The sequence below is a fragment of the Kocuria palustris genome, assembly GCF_016907795.1.
Classification (GTDB): Bacteria; Actinomycetota; Actinomycetes; order Actinomycetales; family Micrococcaceae; genus Kocuria; species Kocuria palustris.
Map to the genome: position 1 here is coordinate 1,857,402 of NZ_JAFBCR010000001.1, position 24,686 is coordinate 1,882,087.

Annotated in this window: 24 protein-coding genes; 10 read left to right on the forward strand and 14 right to left on the reverse strand. The window is 70.7% G+C overall.

What is annotated here, in order from left to right; genetic code table 11:
* Window positions 1–26: 26 nt before the first annotated feature.
* Complete coding sequence (locus JOE55_RS08280; protein WP_193215170.1) at window positions 27–1,250, reverse strand: IS110 family RNA-guided transposase; 1,224 nt, start codon at window positions 1,248–1,250, stop codon at window positions 27–29.
* 366 nt (window positions 1,251–1,616) lie between these two features.
* Between JOE55_RS08280 and JOE55_RS13125 the strand changes: the two genes are divergently transcribed.
* Entirely contained in the window at window positions 1,617–1,811 is a 195-nt protein-coding gene (locus tag JOE55_RS13125) for a DapH/DapD/GlmU-related protein (RefSeq protein ID WP_024289310.1), read from the forward strand.
* A gap of 18 nt (window positions 1,812–1,829) precedes the next feature.
* Here the strand turns inward: JOE55_RS13125 and JOE55_RS08290 are convergent, their stop codons facing one another.
* On the reverse strand, window positions 1,830–2,636 hold the full coding sequence (locus tag JOE55_RS08290; protein ID WP_204782607.1) for an alpha/beta fold hydrolase: 807 nt from the start codon (window positions 2,634–2,636) through the stop codon (window positions 1,830–1,832).
* A 238-nt stretch (window positions 2,637–2,874) separates the two neighbouring features.
* Here JOE55_RS08290 and JOE55_RS08295 point away from each other — a divergent pair, with 238 nt between their 5' ends.
* The 4 genes from JOE55_RS08295 to JOE55_RS08310 all read left to right on the forward strand — a co-directional run bounded on the left by JOE55_RS08295 (window position 2,875) and on the right by JOE55_RS08310 (window position 5,918).
* Complete coding sequence (locus JOE55_RS08295) at window positions 2,875–3,735, forward strand: alpha-ketoglutarate-dependent dioxygenase AlkB (protein ID WP_314302340.1); 861 nt, start codon at window positions 2,875–2,877, stop codon at window positions 3,733–3,735.
* A 35-nt stretch (window positions 3,736–3,770) separates the two neighbouring features.
* Window positions 3,771–4,331, forward strand: coding sequence for a flavin reductase family protein (locus tag JOE55_RS08300; RefSeq protein WP_061711117.1), 561 nt, complete (start codon window positions 3,771–3,773; stop codon window positions 4,329–4,331).
* Window positions 4,332–4,581: 250 nt separating this feature from the next.
* The gene (locus JOE55_RS08305) at window positions 4,582–5,193 is read left to right on the forward strand and encodes a flavin reductase family protein (protein ID WP_204782609.1); all 612 of its coding nucleotides are present in this window, start codon (window positions 4,582–4,584) and stop codon (window positions 5,191–5,193) included.
* Between the two features lie 176 nt (window positions 5,194–5,369).
* Window positions 5,370–5,918 carry a YceI family protein gene (locus JOE55_RS08310; protein WP_006215678.1) on the forward strand — a complete coding sequence of 183 codons (549 nt, stop codon included), beginning with the start codon at window positions 5,370–5,372 and terminating at the stop codon, window positions 5,916–5,918.
* 138 nt (window positions 5,919–6,056) lie between these two features.
* Here the strand turns inward: JOE55_RS08310 and JOE55_RS08315 are convergent, their stop codons facing one another.
* Window positions 6,057–6,251: a hypothetical protein gene (locus tag JOE55_RS08315; RefSeq protein ID WP_204782610.1), complete on the reverse strand. Its 195-nt coding sequence runs from the start codon at window positions 6,249–6,251 to the stop codon at window positions 6,057–6,059.
* The gene (locus JOE55_RS13130; protein ID WP_271404678.1) at window positions 6,248–6,712 is read right to left on the reverse strand and encodes a cell division protein CrgA; all 465 of its coding nucleotides are present in this window, start codon (window positions 6,710–6,712) and stop codon (window positions 6,248–6,250) included. Before JOE55_RS13130 ends, JOE55_RS08315 begins: the two co-directional genes overlap by 4 nt.
* Before the next feature lie 265 nt (window positions 6,713–6,977).
* Between JOE55_RS13130 and JOE55_RS13445 the strand changes: the two genes are divergently transcribed.
* From JOE55_RS13445 to JOE55_RS08335, 3 genes are read left to right on the forward strand one after another with little or no spacing between them, the layout of a single operon-like run.
* Window positions 6,978–7,448, forward strand: coding sequence for a sortase (locus JOE55_RS13445; protein ID WP_338125463.1), 471 nt, complete (start codon window positions 6,978–6,980; stop codon window positions 7,446–7,448).
* Between the two features lie 13 nt (window positions 7,449–7,461).
* Window positions 7,462–7,644 (forward strand): hypothetical protein, encoded by a 183-nt coding sequence (locus JOE55_RS08330; RefSeq protein ID WP_204782612.1) that lies wholly within the window; start codon window positions 7,462–7,464, stop codon window positions 7,642–7,644.
* Between the two features lie 39 nt (window positions 7,645–7,683).
* Window positions 7,684–8,322, forward strand: coding sequence for an aminodeoxychorismate/anthranilate synthase component II (locus JOE55_RS08335; protein ID WP_006215683.1), 639 nt, complete (start codon window positions 7,684–7,686; stop codon window positions 8,320–8,322).
* Window positions 8,323–8,395: 73 nt separating this feature from the next.
* On the opposite strand, the gene pknB is transcribed toward JOE55_RS08335, so the two are convergent.
* The 7 genes from pknB to JOE55_RS08370 are packed head-to-tail and all read right to left on the reverse strand — an operon-like array spanning window position 8,396 to window position 18,490.
* Window positions 8,396–10,651, reverse strand: a complete 2,256-nt coding sequence (gene pknB, locus JOE55_RS08340) for a Stk1 family PASTA domain-containing Ser/Thr kinase (RefSeq protein WP_204782613.1) — start codon at window positions 10,649–10,651, stop codon at window positions 8,396–8,398.
* A gap of 2 nt (window positions 10,652–10,653) precedes the next feature.
* Entirely contained in the window at window positions 10,654–12,459 is a 1,806-nt protein-coding gene (locus JOE55_RS08345) for a protein kinase domain-containing protein (RefSeq protein WP_204782614.1), read from the reverse strand.
* A complete protein-coding gene (locus JOE55_RS08350; protein WP_061711839.1) occupies window positions 12,456–13,901 on the reverse strand; it encodes a peptidoglycan D,D-transpeptidase FtsI family protein in 1,446 nt (481 codons plus the stop codon). The genes JOE55_RS08345 and JOE55_RS08350 overlap by 4 nt, the downstream gene beginning before the upstream one ends.
* Window positions 13,898–15,682: an FtsW/RodA/SpoVE family cell cycle protein gene (locus JOE55_RS08355; protein ID WP_204782615.1), complete on the reverse strand. Its 1,785-nt coding sequence runs from the start codon at window positions 15,680–15,682 to the stop codon at window positions 13,898–13,900. The genes JOE55_RS08350 and JOE55_RS08355 overlap by 4 nt, the downstream gene beginning before the upstream one ends.
* Window positions 15,682–17,238, reverse strand: coding sequence for a PP2C family protein-serine/threonine phosphatase (locus JOE55_RS08360; RefSeq protein WP_204782616.1), 1,557 nt, complete (start codon window positions 17,236–17,238; stop codon window positions 15,682–15,684). Before JOE55_RS08360 ends, JOE55_RS08355 begins: the two co-directional genes overlap by 1 nt.
* 3 nt (window positions 17,239–17,241) lie before the next feature.
* The gene (locus tag JOE55_RS08365) at window positions 17,242–17,727 is read right to left on the reverse strand and encodes an FHA domain-containing protein FhaB/FipA (RefSeq protein ID WP_204782617.1); all 486 of its coding nucleotides are present in this window, start codon (window positions 17,725–17,727) and stop codon (window positions 17,242–17,244) included.
* Window positions 17,720–18,490 (reverse strand): FhaA domain-containing protein, encoded by a 771-nt coding sequence (locus JOE55_RS08370; protein ID WP_006213724.1) that lies wholly within the window; start codon window positions 18,488–18,490, stop codon window positions 17,720–17,722. The genes JOE55_RS08365 and JOE55_RS08370 overlap by 8 nt, the downstream gene beginning before the upstream one ends.
* 236 nt (window positions 18,491–18,726) lie before the next feature.
* Here JOE55_RS08370 and JOE55_RS08375 point away from each other — a divergent pair, with 236 nt between their 5' ends.
* Entirely contained in the window at window positions 18,727–19,575 is an 849-nt protein-coding gene (locus tag JOE55_RS08375; RefSeq protein WP_204782618.1) for a PepSY domain-containing protein, read from the forward strand.
* A gap of 73 nt (window positions 19,576–19,648) precedes the next feature.
* Here the strand turns inward: JOE55_RS08375 and JOE55_RS08380 are convergent, their stop codons facing one another.
* From JOE55_RS08380 to JOE55_RS08390, 3 genes are all read right to left on the reverse strand, one after another.
* Window positions 19,649–21,328, reverse strand: a complete 1,680-nt coding sequence (locus JOE55_RS08380) for an SLC13 family permease (protein WP_239546544.1) — start codon at window positions 21,326–21,328, stop codon at window positions 19,649–19,651.
* 130 nt (window positions 21,329–21,458) lie between these two features.
* Window positions 21,459–22,661 carry a phosphoglycerate dehydrogenase gene (gene serA / locus JOE55_RS08385; RefSeq protein WP_006213721.1) on the reverse strand — a complete coding sequence of 401 codons (1,203 nt, stop codon included), beginning with the start codon at window positions 22,659–22,661 and terminating at the stop codon, window positions 21,459–21,461.
* A gap of 36 nt (window positions 22,662–22,697) precedes the next feature.
* Complete coding sequence (locus JOE55_RS08390) at window positions 22,698–23,489, reverse strand: hypothetical protein (protein ID WP_204782619.1); 792 nt, start codon at window positions 23,487–23,489, stop codon at window positions 22,698–22,700.
* Between the two features lie 45 nt (window positions 23,490–23,534).
* Between JOE55_RS08390 and rlmC the strand changes: the two genes are divergently transcribed.
* A complete protein-coding gene (gene rlmC, locus JOE55_RS08395; RefSeq protein WP_204782620.1) occupies window positions 23,535–24,686 on the forward strand; it encodes a 23S rRNA (uracil(747)-C(5))-methyltransferase RlmC in 1,152 nt (383 codons plus the stop codon).

The window sequence follows — 24,686 nt, forward strand, 5'->3', positions numbered from 1 at the left end:
GCAGGGGGGTGCCTCTATGGTTTTCGTCAAGCCGCCAGAGCGACTGACGACGACGCCGGAGGCGTGGTCGGGTCTTCGTACAGGGTGCCATCCCGCAGCATCGCGTAGAGCACGTCAGTGCGGCGGCGCGCCAGGGCGATCAGCGCTTGGTTGTGGCGCTTGCCCTGGGCTCGTTTTCGGTCGTAGTAGGCCCTCGAGGGGCCGTGGTGCAGTGAGGCGAAGGCCGAGAGGAACAGGGCGCGCTTCAGGCGCTTGTTGCCTCCGCGGGGTGCGTGCTCGCCGCGGATCGAGGTCCCTGAGCGGCGGGTGACGGGGGCGATGCCGGCGTAGGAGGCCAGGTGCCCGGCATCGGCGAAGTCCTTGCCCACGACTTCGGTGAGAATCCGTGCTGCGGTCCTGACCCCGATACCGGGCATCGAGATCAGGACCGGATGAAGAGGGTGGGCCTCCACGACAGCCTCCACCTGGGTGGCCAGCCTGGCCCGCTGCTGGAGCAGCCCGGCGAGCTGCTCGGCCAGGATCGGCACGACGGTGGCTGCGGCCTCGGTGCCAGCGACCACGACGGTCTGCTGGGCCAGGGCTTCGAAGATCTCCTCCGTCAGAGTGTTCGCCAGTCGGGGTGCGTGCTTGCGCAGCCGGGCGCGCACGTGCCCGGGCCCGGCGGTCTTGAGCTTGCCCGGGGTCGGGTACCGGCCTAGCAGATCCGCTACTGCCGGGTGCGTGATCCTCGGTCCCAGCACGCGCTCCAGGGCGGGGTGGATCTGGGTCAGCAGCCCGCGCAGCCGGTTGGAGGAAGCGGTGATCTGAGCGGCGAGATCATCATCGGCGCCAGCGAGCATGGCCAGCTCAGCGATCTGCTCATCATCCACACGGATAGCCCGCAGGGTGTGGGGCATGGTGCGTGCTGCTTCGGCGATGATCGCGGCATCACGGGCATCGGTCTTGGCCGAGCCCGGGTGCAGGTCTGCGATCCGGCGCATCGCCAGCCCGGGCAGGTAGGCCACTTCCACGTCTTCGCAGGACTGCGCCACGGCCACGGGCAGGGCACCGATCGTGGCCGGCTGGTCGACCACGAGCAGCACGGGCCCGTGGGCTGCGGCGAGGTCGTCGAGGATGGCCCGCAGCCGGGTTTCGTCGTTGGGCAGTGCCTTGTCGTAGACCCTTTCGCCAGCGGTGGTGAGGGCGACGGCGTGGTGGTCGGATTTGCCGACGTCGAGGCCGATGTACACGGCCGGGGTTGGGGTGGTCATGGCGGTTGCTCCTGGGCTGGTCGGGCCATGGGTGTGCTGGCCAGCCCTGTGGTGATCACGCTCGGCATCCACGTTACAAAGACCCTCGTGAGGGGGACCCCGCCTCTATCAGCGATCCGTGATCACCAGACCGGTCCTCGGTGACAACACCCCCCGGATCATGGACGACTGGGGGCAACGATCATGCCGAGGACCGGCTGGCCGGCACCTGCTCATCCTGGACGATCCAGGCGCCGCCGAAAAGGTAACGGGGCGAACGGGGCGGGGAGGGGCGGTGAGAGGATCGGGACGAGGACGAGCATCTTCACCACCAACCATGCGCTGGACCCCGATGAGCGCGCCGCCGGTGCCTGCATGGTACGGCCCGTGCGCATCGGGGATCAGGTGTGGATCGGCGGCTCCGTGGTCATCAACCCAGGAGTCAGCATCGGCGACGGGGCGGTCATCGGATCGGGCAGCGTGGTCACCTCGGACCAGCCGGCTCGCAGCGTGGCCGCGGGCGTCCCTGCGCGAGTGCTCCGGGAGATCACCGACAGGGACCGCACCGGCTGGCCGAGCTGATGTCGGGGATCCTTCAGCTCAGTCGAGCTGGCTCAGGAAGCTCACGAGGGCGTCCGTGAACTCCTGAGGCGTCTCCATGGGCGGAGTATGCCCGGCACCGGGGATGGTCACCAGGCGGCCCTGGGGGAGGGCCTCCGCCATGCGCTGGCCGGCCCCGTTGTCGAAGGCGTCGTCCTCTCCGACGATCACCAGGCTCTGGAGATGCAGCGCAGGCAGCAGCTGCCTGAAGTCCTGACGCGACGCACGCCCGCGCATGGAGGCCGCAGAGCCCTCGGCGGGGGCTGCGGCGATCATGGCTCGCACGGCTTCGGCGGTCTCCGGCTTCTGCTCGATGGTCTGAGGCGAGACCATCACGCTCAGGACCTTCTCGGCATAGGCGTCCATGCCGTCAGCGAGGATGGCGTCGGCGCCCACATTGCGGCGTCGTCGTCCGGCGCGGTCCTCCGCCTCCGGAACGGTGTCGCAGATGACCAGCCCGCGAAGACGGTCCGCGTGGTCGTGGGCGAACTGCATGGCGATCTGCCCGGCCATCGAGAATCCGAGCACGACGGCGGTCTCCACGCCCAGCTCATCCAGCAGCAGGGCCAGGTCGTTCGAGAACTCCTCTGTGGAGACGATGCCCTCGGTCACCGCCGAGTCGCCGAATCCGCGCAGGTCCGGTGCGATGACCCGCCAGCCGGCCTCGACGAGCGCGGGGACCTGGGCGTTCCACATGGAACGGTCGTAGGCGTGCCCGTGCAGCAGGACGATGACCGGTCCGCTGCCCTGATCCGTGAAGGCGATGACGGTGTCGTCGATCTCGATGCTGCGCTCCTGTGAGCTCATGATGCGGCCTCCTGCGGCTTTGCGCGTCGGTGCTGGAGCGTGCGGTCCTCGACGGGCCGGCGCTTCTTGTGGTCCTGTCTCCAGCCTATGCAGGACCAGTGCGGGGCTGCTGTGCTGTCGGTGGACACGGATAGCCTCGGGCACATCGAAGCGAGACCGGTCTGGGGCCGGAGCGGCAGGCCGTGGACTGCGTCCGGAGGGGCGCGTCCAGGAGTCCGCGGGCAGGGAGGTGGAGCGGGTGAGCAGGGTGAGTCGGCTCAGGGGCCCCGGAGGTCCGGAGCTGTTCGATCTGCCGCGGGAGGCTCGAGAGGTCGCACCCGGAGCCGTTCATGTCCCGGACTGGCTCAGCACGCAGGAGCAGGCCGAGCTCGTGGCGCAGTGCCGAGGGTGGTCGCGAGGCGATCACCGCATGCGCCGCTACACGACCTCCACCGGCGGAGTGATGTCCGTGCAGTCCACGGTGCTGGGCCGCACCTGGGAGCTGCCGTGGGCCCCGACGATCTCATCGCCCGAGAGGGGAGCGGCGGCTGGGGGGCCGAAGTCCCCGCGGCCGGCCTCCGGTGACCGCCGTGCCGCGGCGGAGGGCAGCACCCCTGACGATGAAGCCGCCGTGGGACAGCGGCTGCCCGAGGCGCTGTGGCATCTCGGTCGTCGTGGGGTTGCTGCGGCGTACGGGGAAGAGGCTCCGGAGGCCTCGTCGTTCGAGCCGACCACCGCGCTCGTGAACTACTACGACGCATCGGCGCGGATGGGACAGCATCAGGACCTTGATGAAGCGGGCCCGGAGCCGATCGTGTCCCTCTCCCTCGGGGACTCGTGCATCTTCCGCCTTGGCAATACGGAATCCCGCGGCCGGCCCTACCAGGACATCGTGCTGCGCAGCGGAGACCTCTTCGTCTTCGGGCGGCAGTCGCGGTGGGCCTTCCATGGGGTGCCGGCCATCCGCCCGGGAACGGGCGACCCGGCGCTCGGGTTGCGTCACGGCGGTCGGCTGAACATCACGATCCGATCCAACGTGCCAGGAAAGCCGGGGCGCGGGCCTCAGGTGCAGCGCAAGCGAGCGATGGCCGCCGATGCCACCGGCGGCGATAGACGCTGACCGGCGATCGACGGAGGCAGACAAGGGAGCAGCAGATGGAGATCGAGACCCCACCGCACAGCGTCCGGGCCGAGCCCGGGACCGAGGCGTTCACGGACGGCTACCGGCTGCTGGCCGAGGAGCTGGCTTCGGGCGTGGCCGTCGTGGCTGCGCGGCACCGGCGGCGGGACCACGCCGTGACCGTCACGGGCTGGCTCGACATCTCCTACGATCCGCCCACCATGGCTGTGAGCCTGTTCGATGAGGCACGGATCTGCGAAGCCGTCGAGTCCTCGCCCACCTGGACGCTGAGCGTCCTCCGCCGGGAGCAGGAACCGACCGCGACCTGGCTGGCCTCGCCGGGCAACCCCGTCGACGGTCTGCTGGACGGGGTGGGCTTCCGCCGCTCGCCCGTGGGCGGCGCCGCCGTGCTGGATGGGGCACTGGCATGGTTCGAGCTCGAGACGCAGCAGATCCACCCGGCCGCCACGCACATGCTCGTCGTCGGCCGAGTCGTGGCCATGGGGCGGGGCGGTGAGCAGGGCGCCTCCACCAGTCAGGGCCAGGCCGGTCCCCTGGTCCACTGGGGCAGAGGGTTCCACGGGCTGGACAGCTGAGGCGGCGCGCGGCCTGCGCTGCGCCTTGCCATGCACCGAGGAATCTTCGGAGGGCAGGCCCGTGTTGTGCTTTGTGAAGCAGGCGAACCGCCGGGCCCCGCACTTGTGCAAGTCTGAGACGAATGCTGGGTCAGCAGGGCTGATCCGGGGAGCCTCAGCGCTCCTGCCGCGGGGAGCGCAGCGAGCGGGATCGCGCCCGTCGTCTGCGAAGAGGCCACGCCAGGGGCATATCGCAGGAGTAAGGAGTCAGATGTCGCAGCAGGACAGCGTCAGCACCGTGGAGGAGGGGCGGGAGGCCGAGGAGCGCACCGAGCAGCTCGCGGACTTCGTGGTGCCCCCGTCGCGGCTCGAGGACACCACGAGCCTCAAGGGCGGATTCGGAGCGATCTTCGGCAGTCACCCGGCAGGCGTGGCGGTGATCACGGCGGAGGGGCCCGACGGCCCGGTGGGACTCACCGCATCGTCGCTGTCCTCGGTCTCCGCCGATCCGCCCATCATCGGCTTCTCGCTGCAGGCCCGTCGCGGCTCCGCGGCCCTCGTCGCCGAGGCGGACACGCTGCTCGTACATCTGCTGGACGCCTCCAACGTCGCGATCGCCCGTGCCTTCGCGACCCACGGTGCGCCGCGCTTCGGCGACGCCATGAACTGGCGGCAGCTTCCGACCGGGGAGCCGCTGCTCACGGACGTCGGCCGCGTGATGCGCGTGGAGCCCCTGGCCCGCATCAAGGCCGGCCCGGCCCTGGTCTTCAACTGCGGCGTGCTCGAGATCCTCGGGTCCGAGCCTGCCGGGGCCCCGCTGGTCTATCACCAGCGTCAGTTCCACAGCCTGTCGGAGTCCACGGTCGCCGAGTACCAGATCTGAGCATCTGCCCAGGTCAGAGAGCCTCGCCGCAGTAGCAGGGCTCAATCCGCTCCAGATGGTTGACATGTCACGCCAGGTGCGCGTAGGTTGGGTGACATATCAAGCAGCTGGTTGCGGAAGCCCGCACCGGCGGACCGACGCGCAGCGGCACAGCCGTTGCTGACAGGAGGAATCCCATGAGCACTCTCGATCGCCTCACCCCCGGCACCTGGACCTTCGACCCCGCCCACTCGGAGGTCGGCTTCGTGGTCCGCCACGCCGGCATCTCCAAGGTCCGCGGCTCGTTCCACGATGTCACCGCAGATTTCGTCGTCGCCGAGCAGGTCGAGGACTCCAGCATCGACGCCGTCATCAAGACCGCCTCGATCGACACCGGCGACGAGAGCCGCGACGCCCACCTGCGCACCGCCGACTTCTTCGACGTCGAGAACAAGCCGGAGATCACCTTCCACTCCACGAGCATCCAGCTCGGCGGCGGGGAGGGCACCATCACCGGCGAGCTCACGATCAACGGCGTGACCCGCACGGTCGAGCTCGACACCGAGTTCAACGGCGTGGTCGTGGACGCCTTCGAGACCACCCGCGCCGGCTTCGAGGCCACCACCACGATCTCCCGCAAGGACTTCGGGCTGACCTGGAACGCGGCCATCGAGGCCGGCGGCGTCCTGGTCTCCGACAAGGTCGTGCTCAACCTGGACGTGGCCTTCACCGCTCCCCAGGCCTGAGACCCGCCGCGCCGTCTGTCTGCCCCCCTCCCGGCGGACGCAGGCTGCGCAGCGCGCAAGGACGAAGCGCCCGTCACCGGATCCCTCCGGTGACGGGCGCTTCGTCGTCTGCGGCAGCTCCCGAGGGGCGCGGTCGGCTCAGCGCAGGGAGGAGGCGATCCACCCGATCAGCGGGATCGCGACGACCAGCAGCAGGACGAGGCGACGCACGCGGACCTCGAACAGCGCAGCGCCGCGGGAGGAGCTGCGGGCCTCCTTGGCGATCTCGTCCTTGAGGGGCTCGGGCTCGCGGTCGTCTTCGGGGCCGCCCTGCGGCGGCTGCTGCGGGGTCAACGCCACCTCGTGGTCATCAGCAGCCCGATCATCATCAGACCGATGCCGATGCCGACATTCCAGTACCCGATGCCCGGGATGGGGTAGCTGAAGTCGAGCAGATACCACAGGATGAGCCAGGCCAGACCGATGACGATCAGACCGAACATGATCACCTGGTACCAGACGGGAGTCGGATCGGCGTCCGGGGCGGTGGCGCGCGAGGAGACCTTGATCTCCTCGGCGAGCTCCTCGGCATCGCGCTCGTCATCGGGCTCCTCGCCCGAGCTGATGCGGGCGTCCCGAGTAGCGGCCGCGGCGCGTTGGTCGCGCTCCCAGCGTCGCCGCTGGGCCTCCGGCAGGGCCTCGACGGCCAGGCGGGTGAGCTCCTCGTCCACGGCGGCCGTGGACGAGGTCGAGCCGGCAGCCTTCGAGGCCGCGGAGGACCCCGAGCGGAACCGACGCTTCTTGGACTGGGACACGGATGCAACCTCCTGCTGTGGTGGCCCTGGCCGCAGCGGGTCGCCCCGCGAAGCGGCCCCGTCATGGATTTCGACCAGGCCGAGAACCCGCCCATACTATCGGCAGCGCTCTGAAGCACCGCCTGTGCGCCTCCTCAGCGTCTGGGATGCTCCCCACTTCCGCACCCCCCCGGTCGCCGCGGCGAGCGACGTCCCCCGAGGGAACATCGTGAGCACAGTCGCGCAGCCGCATGCGGCTCGACGACCTGCCTCCAGCATCGCAGCCGTGATCTCCGTGATCGGCGAGGGCTACTCGCGGCCGGTGATCAAGGGGACGACCTCAGAGGTGCTCGACACCTTCGGCCTGGGCCACTACCCGGGCACGGCCATGCCTGGCGACGAGGGCAATTTCGCGGTGGCTGGGCACCGGCAGACCAACGGCGCGGTGCTGGATCACATCGACGCCCTCACGGAGGGCGAGCGCATCCACGTGCGCACCGCTGACGGCTACTACACGTACCTGTACTCCGAGACGCTGATCGTGCTGCCCACCCAGACCGACGAGATCGCCCCCGTTCCGGGCGAGCCCGGTGAGCCGGCCGACGGCGGCTGCATGACGCTGACCAGCTGCAATCCGCGCTTCGGGGACACCGAGCGCATCATCGTCCACGCGCAGCTGGAGTCGTGGCGCCCGAACTCCGCAGGGCCGCCCCCCGAGATCGCCGACGTCGTCCAGCGCGACGCCGACGGACAATGAGACAGGAGAGCTCATGTACGCCTGGATCTTCTGCCGCCTGGCCGGCCCCTTCGCGGTCAAGGCGATGCTCACCGTCCTCCTGATCGCGCTGGTGGTGCTCGCGCTGATGCAGTACGTCTTCCTCTGGGTGCAGGAGGAGTTCTCGCCGCTGCAGGGCGAGATCACCATGGACACCTCGTCCTCGTCGCAGCAGTAGCCTGGACGCCAGAGCATCCGCAGCCCTCAGGAGGTCGCCGTGACCGTGAAAATCCTCGTCGTCGACAACTACGACAGCTTCGTCTACACCCTCGTGGGGTACCTCCAGCAGCTGGGGGCGCAGACCACCGTGGTGCGCAACGACGATCTCAGCGAGACCGAGATCGCGCAGCTGGCGGATCAGCACGACGGCGTCCTGCTCTCTCCCGGGCCCGGCACCCCTGCGGAGGCCGGGGTGTGCGCCTCCCTGGTCCGACGCGCGGAGCGCACCGGCCAGCCCCTGTTCGGGGTGTGCCTGGGACACCAGTCGCTCGGCCAGGTCTTCGGCGGGACCGTCGGGCACTCGGAGCAGCTCATGCACGGCAAGACCTCCGAGGTCAGCCACGAGGACGACGGCATCTTCGCAGGCGTCCCGTCGCCCTTCATCGCGACCCGCTACCACTCGCTGTCGGTCTCCGCGCAGGACGTCCCCGAGGTCCTGCGGGTCACCGCCTGGACCGAGGACGGGCACATCATGGGCCTGTCTCACCGCAGTGCCCCCATCCATGGAGTGCAGTTCCATCCGGAGTCCGTGCTCACCGAGGGCGGGCATCTCATGCTCGGCAACTGGCTCGAGATGTGCGGCCTCTCCGGCGCCGCCGAGAAGGCGGCGGATCTCTCCCCGCTGCTGGCGCGCTGAGCGCGGACTCGGACGGCGCAGACAGCGAAGCGGCCCCGGTCAGATCTGACCGCGGCCGCTTCGCTGTCTGCGCTCAGGCTTCCGAGGGGCTCGAGGCGGCGCTGCCGGCCTCCTCGGCACGGGCTGCGGAGTCCTCCGCCGAGCCGCTGGAAGCGGAGCCGGAGCCGCGGCTGGAGCCGCCGGAGCCGGAGGAGCCCCCGGAGCCGGACGAACCGCCCGAAGCGGAGGAGCCGCCCGAACCGGAGCTGCTCGAGCTGCTGGGCCGGTCCGCCGTCGGAGCGGGGGAGCTGGGCTCCTGAGTCGGCTCCTCCGTGGGCTCCTCGGTCGGCTCTTCGGTGGCGTCCTCCGTGGGCTCCTGAGTCGGCTCCTCCGTGGGCTCCTCGGAGGTCGGCTCCGAGGTGGGCTCGTCGCTGCCGTCGTCCTCAGGGGTGGTGGGCTGCGGAGCCGGGGGTGCGACCGCCACGGTGATCGTGATGGTGCTGCCCTGCGTAACGTCCTGGCCGCCCTCCACCGACTGCCGGATGACGGTGCCGGCCGCATACTCCGAGGTCCGCTCCTCGGCCACCGAGGTGCCGAGCTGGGTGTCATCGGCGCCGAGCCGATCCGCGGCCTCGGACTGCGTCATGCCCAGGACGTCCGGGACGGTGACGCGACCGGTGGAGAGGATGAGTCCCACGGACGAGTCGCGGGGGACCTCCGAGCCTCCCTCCGGATCGGTGGCCACGACCATGTCCGCGGGGACGGTCGGGGAGTTGCGGGTCTGCGTCTCCTCGGCGGCCTCGAGGCCGGCGGCGGAGATCATCTCGCGGGCGTAGCTCTCCGACTGGCCCTCGAGATCCGAGGGGACCGTCACGGCCTCGCTGCCCTGGGACACGGTGATCGTGACCGAGGAGCCCTCGTCCACCTCCGTGCCCTCGCCGGGATCGACGGAGATCACGTGGTCGCGCTCGACGTCGGAGCTGAGCTCCTCCTCGGTGTCAACCACGAATCCGGCGTCCTCGAGCTGGTTCTGCGCGTCATCGGCCTCGAGTCCCACGACATCCGGGACGTCGACCTGATCCGGGCCGCGGTTGAGCCACAGGAACGCGGCGACGGCCGCGGCCGCCAGCAGCAGGAGCAAGGGGATCAGCCAGACCAGGGGGCTGCGGCGCTTGCGGTCCCGGTCCGAGGCTGGGGTGCGACCGCCGCGCGGGGCATCCGGATCGAAGCCCGACCCGCCGCCGCCCGCCGCGGAGGCGGTGCTCGGGTCATCGGCGGACGGCGTGATCGTGAAGACGGGGGCTGCCTGCCCAGCCTGACCCTGGGAGGAGCCGCCGGCCGCTGCCGCAGCGGCTGCAGCGCCGCCCGCCGCGCCGAGACCGGCCGCTGCGGCCGGGGTGACGGCCGTGTGCGGACCGTCTGCAGGCTCACCGGCGCCGTCGGCGGCGGCTCCGGTCGCGGCGATCGGACGGGTCATGGTCGTGGCGTCGATCCGTGCGGGCTCGCGCAGCTCGACGACGGCGCGGCGCATCTCCTCGGCGGACTGGAAGCGGGAGTCGCGCGGCTTGGCCAGCGCCTGGAGCATGAACGTGTCGAACTGCGGGTGCAGCTGAGGCGCCAGGCTCGAGGGCTGGGGAGGGGCGTCGCGGACGTGCTGGGCCGCGATGTCCACCGAGGCCTCGCCCACGAACGGCGCCCGGCCGGTGAGCATCTCGAAGAACACGCAGGCCGCGGAGTAGAGATCGGAGCGGGCATCGACGTTCTCGCCGCGAGCCTGCTCCGGGGAGAGGTACTGGGCGGTGCCCAGCACGGCCTGGGTCTGGGTGAGCGCGGCTTGGGTGTCCTCGACGGCGCGGGCGATGCCGAAGTCCATGACCTTGACCCGGTCGTCCGGGGTGATGATCACGTTCGCGGGCTTGATATCGCGGTGGACGATGCCCGAGCGGTGGCTGTAGGCCAGGGCATCGAGTATGCCCTCCATGGCATTCACGGCGTCCTCGGTGCTGAGCCGATCCTCGCGGATCAGCTGTCGAAGCGTCTGGCCCGGCACGTACTCCATGACGATGTACGGGCAGGCGACGTCCGAGGGGACGTCCGGCGGGATCTCGCCGGTGTCGTACACCGAGGTGATCGTGTGGTGGTTCAGCCCGGCGACCGCCTGCGCCTCCCGCTGGAACCGCTCCTGGAAGGAGTCGTCGCGGGCGAGATCGGGCTTGAGCACCTTGATGGCCACGTCGCGCCCGAGCCTCCGGTCGGAGGCCTTGTAGACGGTCGCCATGCCGCCGCGTCCGATGGTCTCCTTGACCTCGTAGCGGTTGTTGATCAGCTCGGGAATGGGGGACTGCTCCATGATCAGCCTTCCACGGGCAGGGACTGCTCGGCGCCGGGGGAGGCGTCGGCCGAAACTGCTGCGTTCTGTTCGGTGTCGAGCGCGTCGGGGCTGGGGCCCTGCTCCGACGCGGCACGGGTCTGGGAGGTCTCGGCGGATGCCGCGGAGGTCTGGTCATCGGCGCTGCCCGCGACGGTCAGGGCGACCGAGGAGCCGACCTCGACCTCCTGGCCCTCGGCGGGGTCCGAGCTGACGACGTCGCCGTCGTCCTGCGCGTCGGACTCCTCGTAGTAGATGTCCACGTTCACGCCCAGGGCAGTGATGTCATCGGCGGCGTCCTGCGCCGGGCGACCGGTCAGGTCATCGGGCAGGGTGGCCATCTCCGGGCCGCTCGAGTGCGTCACGGTCACGGTGTCCCCGGGGTTCAGGGTGCCGGCCGGCGAGACGGCGAGCACCTCGCCCTCGGGGCGGCTGCTGCTGGCCTGGCCGACCTGCTCCACGTTCAGCCCCCGGCTCGTCAGATCGGCCACGACGTCGTCGACGTCCAGCCCGATCAGGTCCTGGGCGACGACCTCGACGCTCCCGCCCCCGGCCCCGCTCGAGGCGCCGGCGGTCGAGACGGTCCCCTCCGGGGTCCTCGAGTCGTCGCCCCCGCTGCCCAGGACGAGCATGACGGCCAGCCCGATCACCACGAGAGTCAGGACGATGACGGCGCCGATGAGCATGGGCGCGGTCCTCGAGCCGCCGCCTTCGGCCTTCGAGGACCCGGAGCCGCCGCTCGAGGAGCTGCGCGGGGCCGCCGGGTTGCCCGTGCGATCGGGGCCCGAGGGCGCGGGGGTCACGGGGTCGACGGTGTCGAAGGCCGCGGTGGAATCGTCGGCGGAATCCTCCTGGGCGCGCTCGCCCGAAGCGGCGGAGCTCGCGGGCCTGGCGTCGGCTCCTGTGGGGCCGGAGACCTCTCCGTTCAGGAAGGGGCGCATGCCCGGAACGGCCACGACGGCGGCCTCGAGGTCGTCTCGTCGGATCGCGTCCACCGCGCTGGCCACCGCACCGGCCGTGGACGGGCGGTCCGCCGGGTCCTTGGCGAGCATGGACATGATCAGCGCGCGCGGCCCCGGCGGGACATCCTCGGGCAGCGGCGGGGGCGGGTCGTTGACCTGCGCCAGGGCGATCGCGATCTGCGAATCGCCGGTGAACGGGCGCTTTCCGGCCAGGCACTCGTAGCCGATGATGCCCAGCGAGTAGATGTCCGAGGAGCCGGTGGCGGTCTGACCGGTGGCCTGCTCGGGAGCCAGGTACTGGGCGGTGCCCATGACCTGGCCCGTGGCCGTCAGCGGGACCTGATCGGCCACACGGGCGATCCCGAAGTCGGTGACCTTCACGCGCTTCTCCGGCGTGATCATCAGGTTGCCGGGCTTGACGTCGCGGTGCACGAGACCCTGCGCGTGCGCGGCGGCCAGCGCCCGGGCCGTCTGCCCGATGTAGTTCAGGACATCGTCCACGGGCAGGCGGCGATCGCGGTCGATCAGGTTCGACAGCGGCTCACCCGGGACCAGCTCCATGACGAGGTAGGCGGAGCCGTCGTCCTCGCCGTAGTCGTAGACGTTGGCCACACCCGGGTGATTGAGCAGCGCGGTATGCCGAGCCTCGGCGCGGAAGCGCTGGAGGAAGCTCGGGTCGCCGTTGTACTCATCCTTGAGGATCTTCACCGCGACGGTGCGGCCCAGGACCTGGTCCTTCGCCTTCCACACCTCGCCCATGCCGCCGATCGCGATCCGATCGGTCAGGGCGTACCGGCCGCCGAGGACAGTCTTCTTGGAGGGCCTCATCGGGTGAGCACCTCCTCGAACATGCGCTGTGCAGTGGGGGACGTCAGCGTGGAGGCCGTGGTGGTGTCCACGTCCTCGAACACGACGGCGATCGCGATCTCCGGATCATCCGCGGGCGCGAAGCCGGTGAACCAGGAGTCCGTGAGGCCCGTCTCGGAGCCGATCTCCGCGGTGCCGGTCTTGCCCGCCACCGAGTGGCCGGGCACCGCGGCGCCGCGGGCGATTCCATTGTCCACGTCGGAGACCATCAGATCCTCCAGGGTGTCAGCGACATCCGCAGAGGTCGCCTGGTTCAGCTCTTCGGGCTCGAAGTCCTGGATCACCGACAGGTCCGAGGAGCGGACCTGGTCCACGAGCTGGGGCTTCATCAGGACGCCGTCGTTGCCGAGGGCCGCCGAGATCATGGCGACCTGCATGGGGGTTGAGCGGACGTCGTACTGCCCGATCGAGGCCATGGCGAGCTCGGCGTCGGTCATGCCCTCCGGGAAGCTGGACGGCGTCACGGACATGGGGATGTCGAGGCCCTGGCCGTAGCCGAAGTTCTCCGCGGTCTGGGCGATCCGGTCCTCGCCGAGGTCCATGGCGACCTGGGCGAACGGCACGTTGCAGGAGTTCTCGAGGGCGAACTGCAGGTCGGCCACGTCGCGAGCATCGCACGGGCCGCCGCGGTAGTTCGGCAGGGTGATGCTCGTGCCGGGCAGCTCGAGCTCCTGGGGGTTCGGGATCTCGGTGTCGGTCGTGTACTCGCCGGACTCCAGGGCCGCGACGGTGTCGATCAGCTTGAACGTGGAGGCCGGGGCGTAGAGATCGCCGCCGATCGTGCGATTGACCAGAGGCTGGGCCGGATCGCTGCTGTAGGCCTCCGAGGCGGCCATCACGGACTCGGTGTCGTGCGAGGACATCTTGTTGGGGTCGAACCCCGGCGAGGATGCCATGGCCAGGATCCGGCCGGTGTCAGGCTCGATCGCCACGATGGCGCCCTGGCGGCCCTGGAGCGAATCGTGGGCGATCTGCTGCAGCTCGGGATCCAGCGTGGTCTCGACCGAGGCGCCCGTCTGCTGCTCGCCGGACAGCGTGGACATCACCCGGTTGTAGAACTGGTCGTCCGAGGAGCCGGAGAGCTCATCGCCCATCTCCTGCTCGAGCGCCGTGGCGCCGTAGACGGGGGAGAAGTACCCGGTGACCTCGGAGTAGAGATCGCCCTGCGGGTACTCCCGGGCGAAGGCGTAGTCGCCCTCGGTGGGCACCGAGCGGGCGATCTCCTCGCCGCCTGCCAGGATCGAGCCGCGGTCCCTGCCGAACTGCTCGTACAGGGTGCGGGTGTTCCAGGGGTCGGCTGCGAGCGAGCGCTGCTGGAAGAACATGATGGACGTCAGGGCCAGCAGCAGCACCGCGAACATGGCGACGGCTGCCATCCACACGTGACGGATCGAGCGGTTCACGGCCTGCCTCCTCTGCTGTCCTGCGGGCTCTGGCGCTGGGCTGACCCGCCGGAGCGGCGGGGCCGCAGGTCTGCGGCCGGGTCGGGGGTGCCGATCTCGGTGGGCTCGTCGTCCGCATCAGCTGCTGCGGACCGGGAGCTGCGGGCCAGCGGGACGACCTCGGTCTCCTCGGAGCCGGCCTCGGGAGCCAGCTCGCGAGCTCGGCCGGAGCCGCCTCGGCTCTGCGTCCCGGGCAGGCCCGAAGCTCGCCGAGCGGCCGAGCCTGCGGGGGCCTCCTCCTCGGGATCGTCGTCGGAGCGCTCCTCGCGACGCGCGCGACGGCGCTCGGCGCGCTCGAGACGAGCGGCCTCCTCCGCCTTGGCCCGCTCGGCCTCCTCCTGCTCGTGGGCCTCGAACTCGGCGATCTCCTCGTCGCTGGCCGGGCCGTACACGATCGGGCGGCGAGCGGAATGCGAGATCGCGAGCAGCAGCGCCACGATGATCCAGTTCGAGAGCATCGAGGAGCCGCCTGCCGACATGAACGGCGTGGTCAGGCCCGTCAGGGGGATCACGCGGGTCACGCCGCCGACGACGACGAACAGCTGGATGACCATGATCGAGGCCAGGCCGGCGGCGAGCAGCTTGCCGAACGTGTCCGGGGTGCCCAGCGAGGCCCGGTAGCCGCGCGAGGCCAGCAGGAAGAACAGGATGAGGATCGCGGACACGCCGATGAGCCCGAGCTCCTCGCCGAAGGCCGTGATGATCATGTCCGAATTGGCATAGGAGACCAGATCGGGACGGCCCTGGCCCCAGCCCTGGCCGAACAGCCCGCCGGAGGCCAGGCCGAACAGGCCCTGCACGATCTGGCGCGAGCCGCCGACGGGGGCGTCGTAGATCTCCGGATCGAAGGCGTGGATCCAGGAGTCGAGACGGGCCGCGACGTGGCCGAAGGTCTGAGAGGCCACGAAGCCTCCGGCGGCCACGAAGATCAGCCCCAGGATGATCCAGCTCAGGCGGCCGGTGGCGAGGTAGAGCATGGCCACGAACAGGCCGAAGAACAGGATCGCGGTGCCGAGGTCGCGCTGCAGCACGAGCACCCCGATGGCCACGAGCCACGCGGCGAACAGGGGCGCGAGATCCCGGAAGCGCGGCAGATGCAGGGGACCGATCTTGGGCCCGGCCAGCAGGATGACGTCGCGGTTCGTGGACAGGTAGCCCGCGAAGAACATCGCCAGGGTGATCTTGGCGATCTCGCCGGGCTGGAAGGTCCGCCCGCCGATGGAGATCCAGATCCGTGCTCCGTTGATCTCGGTGCCGAGCCCGGGCAGCAGCGGCAGAATCAGCAGCAGGGCGGAGGCCACCAGCGAGATGTAGGTCACCTTGCGAAGCGCCCGGTGGTCCCTGAGCAGCAGGAGCACCGCGGCAGCGGCGGCCACGCCCACGCCCGTCCACAGCAGCTGGCTGCCTGCGGCGTCCGAGTCCATCAGCAGGTCGATCCGGTGGATCATCGCCAGGCCGAGGCCGTTGAGGGTCACGACGATCGGCAGGATGTACGGATCCGCGTACGGGGCGCGGATCCACAGGATGACATGCACGAGCAGGGAGCCGCCGCCCAGCACAATCGCGGTGCGCAGCACATGCCCGCTGTCCTCGGCGAAGCGCTCAGGGTCCACGAGGAAGTTGGCCCCGACGGCCAGGGCGAGCGCGAGCAGCAGCAGCACGAGCTCGGTCACGCGCCTGCGGCGCTGGATCGGCTCCCGCGAGGCGGTGCCGAGTGCGGGGGCGGCGGCCTGGGTCGACATCAGCCCTCCCCTCCCTCATCGGCGCTTCTGGAGGACTCGGGGTAGTTCACGGTGCCGGTGGAGCCGGGCGAGGGCTCGCGGCTGGCCGAGTCCTGCGCCTCGTCCTCGGCCTCCTGGCGCTCGCGGTCGGAGCGCGCGGCGTCCGAGCGCAGCCCGAGCACGATGCTCTCGGCGTGGCCGAGGTCATCGGCGGCGATCGTGTCCTCGACTCGCGAGCGGGCGTAGCCGGGGAGGTCGTCGACCGCCAGGTCCGTGGACTGCTGGACCTCGGAGAGCTGGATGGGCCCGAGGCTCTGGTCCACCCCCTGGTAGATCGCGACGTTGTCGCCGTCGGAGCCGACGAAGTACTGCCCCCGGGTCCATGCATAGGCCAGCGCCCCGGCAACGACGAGCGCGGCGACCACGAGGATCGCCACGACGCTGCCGATGATCCGGCCGCGCCGGTGCGAGCTGCGGGTCTGCAGGGCGGAGTCGACCTCGGAGATGTCCGTGAGGGAGTCCGCGGCGGAGGTCCGCACGAGGGTCGCACGACGTGCGGCCGCGGAGCCGCTCACGGTGGGGATGCGGCCGGTCTGCGTGGCGTTGGCCGCTGCACCCACCAGGACATGCGGCAACTCGTCGAGACCGCGGCGCAGCTCGGCCGCGCTGGTGTCCTGCGGCTCCTGGGGCTGCTTCTGTGCGGACGCAGCCCACGGTGCCGGCGCCGTGACGGCCTCGGGCTCCTGCGCGGGAGCGGAGGCGCGGGCCCGTTCGGTGAGCTGATCGGAGGTCAGGGCCTCGTCCGGATCCGGCAGCGCGCCGGTCAGGTCGGTGTCAGCGGACTCGAGGTCGGCGGCGTCGACGACCTCGAGCACGACCACCGTGACGTTGTCCGGGGCGCCGCGCTTGAGGGTTGCGCGCACCAGGGTCTGGGCGATCTCGTCGAGCTCGGCGTCCGAGCGCAGCAGCGACTCGATCGCCGCGGGCTTCATGACCGCGTTGAGCCCGTCGGAGCACAGCAGCCAGCGCTCGCCGACGACGGCGTCGTAGACCTCGGCCTCGAGCTCCGGCGAGGCGTCGACATCGCCGAGGACGCGCATCAGGACGTTGCGATGCGGGTGGGTCTCGGCCTCCTCCGGGCGCAGGCGGCCTTCCTCGATGAGGCGCTGCACGAAGGTGTGGTCGGTGGTGATCTGCTCGAAGGCGTCGCCGCGCAGGCGGTAGGCGCGGGAATCGCCGATGTGGCACAGGGCGATCTGATCGCCGTCGATGAGCAGCGAGGTCACGGTGGTGCCCATGCCGGCCAGGCGCGGCTGCTGGCGCACCAGCTCCGCGAGGTTCTGGTTGGCGTTCTGGATCTCGTCGGCGAGCTCGGTCACGGCGTGGCCGCCGAAGCCGCCGCGGTCCAGATGCGTCAGGTCGATCACGGCCGATGCCGAGGCGACGTCACCGCCGACGTGCCCGCCCATGCCGTCGGCGACGACGGCGAGATGACGACCCGCGTAGGCGGAGTCGTCGTTCTTGGAGCGGATCCTGCCCACATCCGAGCGGGCGGCGAAGCGGAAGGCGAGGGCCATGGGTCAGGCCCTCAGTTCCAGCACGGACTTGCCCACGCGGAAGGGGCGGCCGGCGTCGACGGGGACGGCGCGGGTCAGGCGCTGCTCGTCGATGTAGGTGCCGTTGGTCGAGCCCAGATCCTCCAGGAACCAGCGCGAGCCCTGCGGGAACAGGCGGGCGTGGCGGCCGGAGGCGTAGTCGTCCTCCAGGGGGATGTCGCACTCGGAGGAGCGGCCCATGGTCACGGGGGCGCTGCCGAGCTGGTGCGCCCGCCCGCCGGTGGGGCCCTGGAGGACCACGAGGGTGCTGGGGAGATGACGGGGCGCAGGCCCGGCCGCAGCGGGTGCTGGGGCGGCGCCGCGCCGCTGCTGCCCGCTGCGCGCGGAGGACCTGCGGCGGCGCCGGTCCACGGAGAGGTCGCGGCCCTGCGTGAGGACCACGGCCAGGATCATGACCCACAGCAGTGCCAGGAACCCGAAGCGCAGCAGCGTGACGGTCAGCTCAGACATTCTTCCGATTCCTCCTGGGGGCGACGAGCCGGAAGACGATGCGGGTGCGGCCCATCTCGATGACCGCGCCGTTGACGAGCTCGGTGCGTCCGCGCAGGCGCTGGCCGTCCACCAAGGAGCCGTTGGTCGAGCCGAGGTCCACGGCGAGCCAGTGCTCCCCCTCGCGGCGGATCTCCAGATGCTGGCGTGAGACCCCGGTGTCTTCGACGGTGATGTCCGCGCCGGAGGAGCGGCCCAGGATGATCGAGTCGGCCTCCACGCTCAGGCGCTGGCCGTCGATGTCCAGCACCGGCACCCAGTTCTCAGGCGTGCGGTGCGGAGTCCCGGCGGGCCGTGCGGGACGAGGAGCCTCACGAGCGGCTGACGGGCTCGGGGCGGCGTCCTCGGTGCTCGTGCGGCGGGCCGAGGAGATGATCTCGAAGCTGCCGCGCTCGATCTCCGGATTGCGGGTGAACGAGACGCGGACGGAACCCTGCAGCGTGTAGGCCTGCGAGCGGGCGTGCTTGATGACGACCTCGCACAGCTCCTCCGCCAGCGGGGTGCCCCATTCCTGGGCGCGGGGGAAGTCCTCGTCCGAGAACTCGACGATGAAGTCGTTGGGCGCCATGGTGCGCCCCGCCGAGATCGTGAACGAGTGCTCGTCGAGCTCGCGACGCAGCGCGCTGGCGATCTCCACTGCTTCGATGCGTCGCCGCGATCCCGTGGAGAACGCGGTGCGCACGGCCTTCTCGATGCCGCGTTCTAGGTTGTCGAGGAATCCCATGCGCCTCCTTCCACGGGGCTCGGGTGATGCAGGGCGGTCCAGCCCGACAGGGTGCGAGCATGGTCTCAAGATAGTAGATGGTGCTGACGGAGACGCACCGAGGACTGCCGGGATGCAGATTCAGTCACAGGAGGATGAGTGCCCGGTGGAGTGCAGATGAGTGCCAGCTGAGACGGCGGCGGCAAGCCGATGCCCTGGCCCTTGAGCTCGCCCGTCGACTGGGCCAAGGTGGGGCCATGGATACCAAGAATGCTGATCAGCGCGTGAATGCTTCCCTGCCCGACGATGTCATGGCATCGGCGGTCGGCGTCGGTCGCCGTCGGCGCAGCCGCTCGCTGAGCCTGGCGCTGCCGGTGCTCGGGCTGAGCGCCCTCCTGCTCGCCGGCTGCAGCGCCGCCGACGACGTCGACTCGGATGACGGGGCCGATTCCTCGCAGTCGCAGTCCCAGGAGACCAGCGACGACGCCTCGACGGACGCCTCCGACGATGCCAGCGAGCAGAGCTCGGACGATGCCTCGGAGGAGGCATCCGACGACGCCTCCGATGAGGCCTCGAACGACGCGTCCGACGGCGCCTCTGAGGAGGCTTCTGATGACGCGTCCGACGATGCCTCGGACGACGCCTCCGATGACGCGTCGGCGGGCGCCTCGGAGGGCTCCTCCGCCGCCGGCGGCGTCGCCGCCGGCTCGGGCGTCCCCGCGGACTCCGCGCAGCTCGACGAGATCCTGGGCGCGGCCGAGGGCACGCTCGACGGCTCCACGGCCGTGACCATCGAGGAGAAGGGCGCCGCCGGCTGGAAGGTCACCGTGGTCGAGGGCTCCGACGAGCAGGAGGTCCGCGTCAGCGAGGACCTGTCCACCGAGGTCACCGAGACCGAGCAGGAGGATCAGGACGTGGATCCCGCCTCGGTCGAGGTGTCCATGGCCGATGCCATCGAGGCGGCCTCCGCCGACCAGGACGGCACCATCACCGAGGTCTCGCTGGACGAGGACGACGGCTCGATCGCCTGGCAGGTCGAGTTCGACGACGAGATCGACGTGGACGTGGACGCGAGCAGCGGCGACGTCATCGGCGTCGACCGCTGATCGGGACCCTGCGCACGACGAAGGCCGCCCCCGCCGTGATGGCGGGGACGGGCTTCCTCGTGCAGGTCAGGGATCAGAAGGCGATCCCGAAGACCCAGACGGCCAGCGTCATGGTCACCGCGGTGATGAGCACCAGGCCGAAGAGGTTCAGCCAGATGCCGCCCTTGATCATCTGCGGGATCGAGACGTAGCCCGAGCCGTAGGCGATCGCATTGGGCGGGGTGGCCACCGGGAGCATGAAGGCGCAGGTCGCAGCCAGGGCCACCGGGATGGCCAGCAGCAGCGGATCCATGCCCATGCCCATGGCGATGCCGCCGGCCACGGGCAGGAAGGTCGCTGCGGTCGCGGTGTTGGAGGTCAGCTCCGTCAGGAACAGGATCCCCGCCGCGAACAGGACCACGAGCAGCACGACAGGAAGCCCGCCGAGCCCGGAAGCGACCTCGCCGATCCACTCGGTCAGGCCCGACGACGAGAACTGCGCCGACAGGGCCAGGCCTCCGCCGAACAGCAGCAGGACGCCCCAGGGGAGCCTGAGCGCGGAGTCCCAGTCGAGCAGCCGCACGCCGCGCGCAGCACCCGCCGGCAGCAGGAAGAGCAGCACGCCCACCGCAATGGCGATGCCCGCATCGGTGATCGGCGGGCTGTCCGCTCCGACCCAGTCCGTGACGAGCGGGACGAAGACCCAGGCCAGTGCCGCCAGCACGAAGATCACCAGCACGCGCCTCTCCCCGGCGGAGGTGGTGCCGAGCTTGGCCAGCTCGTCGTCGATCAGCTTCCGGCCGCCGGGGATCTCGTCGATCTCGGGCTTGAACAGGACCTTGGTCAGCAGGAACCAGCACGCGGCCATCAGGACGACGGCCAGCGGGACGCCCACGATCATCCACTGCCCGAAGCCGATCTGGACGTCGTGCTCGGAGGCCATGTAACCCACCAGCAGGGTGTTGGGCGGGGTGCCGATGATCGTGCCGAGGGAGCCGATCGAGGCGGCGTAGGCGATGCCGAGCATCAGGGCCGTGCCGAAGTTGGACTTCACGGGGGTCGCAGCCGCGTCCTCATCGGCGTCGACGGGGTCGTCGAGGGCATCCGATGTCTTGTTGACCAGCAGCAGCACCGAGATGCCGATGGGCAGCATCATGACCGCGGTGGCGGTGTTCGAGACCCACATGGACAGAAAGCCCGTGGCGATCATGAATCCCGCGATCATCTGCGGGGGCCTGGTGCCGATCAGCCGGACCGTGAGCAGGGCCATGCGCCGGTGCAGGTTCCAGCGCTGCATGGCCAGCGCCAGCAGGAAGCCGCCCATGAACAGGAAGATGACGTTGTTGCCGTAGGAGGCGCCGACGTCGTCCAGGGGCGTGGAGCCCAGGGTGGGGAAGACGATCAGCGGGACCAGAGCCGTTGCGGGGATGGGCAGCGCCTCGGTCATCCACCACACGGCCATGAGCACAGCCGTGGCGGCGGTCAGGCGCGCCTCCTGGGGGACGTCGCCGGGCATGACCAGGTAGACCAGGATTCCCAGGACCAGGCCGACGGCCAGGCCGAGCCACTGGATCTGCACCGTGCGGGTGGGCTTGGCGGGCTCGCGCTGACCCGGGGAGAGCTGATCGATCTCTTCGTTGCGCCGCGGATCGGCCTCCTGGCCGATCAGGTGATCGCCGGGGACCTTGTGCCCCACGGGCGTGGAGCCTCCGCGGGGATGATCCGGGTGGGCGTCGTCGTTCGGTCCGGGAGCGGACCAGGGCAAGTTCGGCATGGAGGCCTCCGCATCGCAGGTGTGACGGGTGGCACCTCAGCCTATCTGCAGGAGGCTCCCAGCGCGCACTCGGGTTGCTGGATCGCAGGGTGCGAGCGGCGCTGGGAGCCTCGGTGCGGGACGCTGCCGGTCAGTCGGCCTGGATCGTGGCCAGGCGCTTGGTGGCCTCGAGCCCCAGGATCTCGTCGATGACCTCCCGGGTGACCCCGGAGGAGCAGTCGGTGACCAGGTAGCCGGTCGCCCCCTGGGTGACCAGGGCCTGGCGGTCAACATTCACCTGCTGCTGCGAGAAGACGCTGTTCACCGCGGACAGGACGCCCGGGACGTTCTCGTGGACGTGCAGCAGGCGCACTCCGGTCTTGATCGGGGTCAGCGTGACCTCAGGGAAGTTCACCGACAGCTCAGTCGAGCCGTTCTCGGTGTAGTCCAGCAGCTTGCCGGCCACGAACTGCCCGATGTTCTCCTGCGCCTCGGCGGTCGAACCGCCCACATGCGGCGTGAGGATCACGTTGGGCAGGCCCTGCAGCGGGGACTCGAAGGCCTCGCCGGCGGCCTTGGGCTCCTCCGGGTAGACGTCGATCCCGGCCCCGGCGATGTGCCCGGAGGCCAGGGCGTCGTGCAGGGCGTCGATGTCGACCACGTGGCCGCGCGAGAGGTTCAGGAACAGGGTGCGCGGGCGCATCTTCTCGAACTCGGCGCGGCCGATGAGCTCCTTGTTGGAGCCGCGGCCGTCGACGTGCACGGAGATGCACTCGGCCTTCTCGAAGAGCTCGTCCAGGGTGGCGCACTTGCGGGCGTTGCCCATGGGCAGCTCGTCGCGGACGTCGTAGAAGTAGACGTGCATGCCGATCGCCTCGGCGAGCACCGAGAGCTGCTTGCCGATGTTGCCGTAGCCGATCAGGCCCAGGGTGCGGCCGCGGACCTCATGGGCTCCCTTGGCGGACTTGTTCCACAGCCCGGCGTGCATGTCCCGGTTCTTGTCGGTGAGGTGGCGGGCCAGGGCGATGATCTCGCTGATCGCCAGCTCCACGACCGAGCGGGTGTTGGAGTACGGGGCGTTGAAGCACGGGGTTGCGGTGTCCGAGGCGGCCTCCAGGTCGATCTGGTTCGTGCCGATGCAGAACGCTCCGACCGCCATGAGGTCGGGTCTGGCCTCGAACACGCGGCGGGTGACCTGGGTCTTGGAGCGGATGCCGAGCAGATCGACTCCCTCCAGAGCCTCGATCAGCTCGTCCTCGTCCAGGGCGCCGGCCCGGGTCTCGACCTCGACCCCGTGGCGGCGCAGGATGTCTTCGGCTTCGGTGTGGATGTTCTCCAGGAGCAGGGCTTTCACGCACCCGATCTTATCGACATGCGCGCGGGGGGCTGTTCAGGGCCGATCGCGCAGGTCGATCCCGAAGACGCGGCGCACCGCGGTGACCATGTGACGGCCGTGCCTGCTGGTCGACGGCGTGGAGGCGAAGGGCAGGAAGCGTCCCGGGTGCTCGGGGTGGGTGATCTTCCCGTGCGTGGGCCCGGAGGTCGTGACCTTGAAGCCGGCCGCTCGCAGCCGCTCGAGCAGATCCCGCTGGGTGGTGGGGTAGCGGGTCCCCTGCTTGCCCGACGCGCGCGGGGCCGAGCCCGGCTCCTCCGGCAGCGGCTGCTCGGGGCGCCGGGCCGTGGCCCAGCCGGAGCGGAAGATCCCCACCACGACGCCCTCGGCGCGGGTCACCTGGACGCACAGCTCGCCGCGCAGGAAGTGGTCCGTGCGGCCCAGGTCGACCGTCCAGACGTCGTCGGGGGCATCGACGGCCTCCTGCAGCTGCGCGAGCGTGGCCTCCCAGGCGCCCACCACATGGACCCGGTCCTCGGACAGGCGCACCCGCGAGCCGCGGGCCGTGGGGGCCGGGGCCCCGGAGTCCACGGTGTAGAGGGCCTCCGCGGGGGGCCGAGGGGCTGCGGCGGAGGGGCCGGCGCTGATCCTGGCGGCGATCTGGTGGCGCTGCCGGGCCAGGCGCTGCTGCTCCTCCCGCAGGCGCCGCTGCTGCTCGGCCTCCGCCTGAGCCTGCTGGGCCCTGCGGGTCGGGGCCGGGGTCCAGTCGACGGGCTCGACGGACCGCGCGGGGTCGCGTCGGCCGCGCATGACGGCAGGCGAGGGCGCGGGCCGGGGCTTGTGCGCCATGGTCGCCTCCTTGCGGGGTCTGCGTTGCCGATAGGGTTCTGAGCCGTGCGCTGCGACTATCACGACCGAGGGCTGTGCGATTCCTGCACCCTGATAGACCAACCCTATGCGCAGCAGCTGAGGGCCAAGCAGGACGGGGTCCGCGCGCTGCTGGACGAAGGAGGCGTCGATCTCAGCGGGCTCACGTGGCTGGAGCCCGTGGCCAGCGCGGAGTCGGGCTTCCGCAACAAGGCCAAGATGGTCGTGGCGGGCACCGTCCAGCGCCCCACACTGGGGATCCTGGATCCTTGGGGCCGCGGCATCGACCTGCGCGAGTGCCCTCTGTACCCCGAGCCGATCGGGCAGGCCCTGCCGATCCTGGCGGCGTTCTGCACCCAGCTGCGCCTGTTGCCCTACGACGTCCCCAAGGCCCGCGGCGAGCTCAAGCACCTGCTGGTGACCGCCTCGCCCGACGGCGAGCTGATGGTGCGCTTCGTCCTGCGCTCCGCGAAGATGCTCGGGCGCATCCGCGAGCACCTGGACCTGCTGCTCGAGGCCCTGCCGGGGCTGCGCGTGGTCACCGCCAACCTGCAGCCCGAGCACCAGGCGGTGCTCGAGGGCCCCGTGGAGCACGTGCTCACCGACGGCGACAGCCTGCGCATGCCGATCAACGGCATCCCGCTGCGGCTGCGGCCGCGCTCGTTCTTCCAGACCAACACCGAGGTGGCCGCCGCTCTCTACCGCCAGGCCGTTCTGTGGACGCGCGAGCTCGAGCCCGCGGAGGTCGTGGACCTGTACTGCGGGGTCGGCGGCTTCGCGCTGCATCTGGCGGCTCCGGGCCGGAGGGTGCGCGGCGTGGAGATCTCCGCCGAAGCGGTCGAGGCCGCGCGGCAGGCGGCCGCCGAGATGGGGCTGCCGTCCTCGGGCCCGGGCGCGGTGACCTTCACAGCCGGCGACGCCACCGCCGTGGAGCGCTCCCTCGAGGGCGAGGTGCCTCTGGTGGTCGTGAATCCGCCGCGGCGCGGGCTGGGGGCGCAGCTGGCCGGGCGGCTGGAGGGATCGCGGGTCCAGCGGCTCATCTACTCCAGCTGCAATGCCCGCAGCCTGGCCCGCGACCTGGCGGCCATGCCGTCGTGGCGGCCCGTGGAGGCTCGGGTGCTGGACATGTTCCCGCACACCGGCCACAGCGAGACCGCCGTGCTGCTGCAGAGGCGCTGA